Here is a 1,314-nt window from a genome sequence, read left to right on the forward strand (position 1 = left end):
CGGGCGGCCCGCTCGGCCAGCCGCGTTGCCTGGCCGGCCAGGGCCTCCTGCGCCTGCCGCGACGGGTCGGCGAGCCGTCCGAGCGTCTCCGGGCAGCCTTCGAGCGCGTCGTCCAGCGGGTCCTCGGCGGCGATCAGGCCGACGGCCTCCTCGGCGAGGCCGGCGACGGGGGTGGCAGTGGTCATGCTGAGGTCTCCTGTGTCAGGGCTGGGAAGGGTCGGGCCGCGCCCGGTGCGGGGTGATCGGCCCGGGGGCGGTGCCACGCGGGCTCCGGAGCGTCCGCCGCGGAAGCCGCCTGGGCCAGCGTGAACCGCCGTACCAGCGGCGGCAGTCCGTACTGGCCGGGGACGTCGGTGCGCTCCAGCAGTCCGCTGTCGACCACGGCTTCGAGGACGTCCTCCACCTGTTCCGGCGGCTCCTGCGGCGTCTGCGACGGCTCCGGCGGGTGCGCGAGGGCGCCGGCCGACGCCCGGAACACGCCGTCCACGGAGGGCCCCGCCCCGGTCACCGCGAACCGGCGCAGCACCAGCCGGGCCCGGGGCGTGAGGCGGCGGTAGGCGTCCTCGTAGCGTTCGGTGAGGCTCTCGTCGCCCACCCGCAGCCGGCCGGACAGCCCGTCGGCGGCGAGGAGTTCGGCGACCGCCTCGGCGAGGAAGGCCTCCGGGCGCGCGGCCAGCCGCCGGCCGGCGAGGGTGAGGGCGAGCGGCAGGTCGCCGCACGCCTCCGCGAGCAGCAGACCGGCCCGCGGGGCGCCGGCCAGCCGCTCCGCGCCGATGATCCCCGCGAGCAGGTCCATCGACTCGTCCCTGCCGAGCACGGGCAGCGCCAGCCGCCGTACCCCGTCGAGGCCGAGCAGCCGGGACCGGGCGGTGACCACGATCCTGCTGCGGGGCGTGGCCACGAGCAGTTCGCGCACCTGGCGTTCCTGGAGCGTGCCGTCGAACACCACCAGCAGGCGCCGCTCGTACAGCACCGAGCGGTACAGCCCGATGCGCTGGGCGGGATCGTCCGGGATGAGCTCCGGTGCGATGCCGAGCGACCGCAGCAGCCCACCCGCGATGCCCGGCGCGTCCTTGCGTCCGTCGGCGGCCGCGCCGAGGCAGACGTACAACTGCCCGTCCGGCAGGTCCGCGGCCAGCTCGTGGGCCAGCCGCAGCGCGAGCGCGGACTTGCCCACCCCGGTCTGTCCGTGGATGACCAGCGGCGGAGCAGGTACCACTGCTCGACCGGGCCGGCGGTGGAGAAGGCGACGACCAGGATGACCACCGGGGCGTCGTTGAAGCCCGACTCGGCCTCCAGCGTGCCCGTCACGCG

At 76.6% G+C, this 1,314-nt stretch carries 1 protein-coding gene and 1 pseudogene; both read right to left on the minus strand.

Translation table 11 applies throughout. From position 1 onward, the window contains the following. A pseudogene (locus tag ABZV94_RS41650) lies at positions 1-185 on the minus strand (DUF885 domain-containing protein); the annotation flags it as partial. Further along, entirely contained in the window at positions 182-1,219 is a 1,038-nt protein-coding gene (locus tag ABZV94_RS41655) for an NB-ARC domain-containing protein (RefSeq protein WP_356350317.1), read from the minus strand. The pseudogene ABZV94_RS41650 and the gene ABZV94_RS41655, both read right to left, overlap by 4 nt. Between the last annotated feature and the right edge of the window lie 95 nt (positions 1,220-1,314).

Source organism: Streptomyces sp. NPDC004658, from assembly GCF_040609555.1.
Lineage (GTDB): Bacteria > Actinomycetota > Actinomycetes > Streptomycetales > Streptomycetaceae > Streptomyces.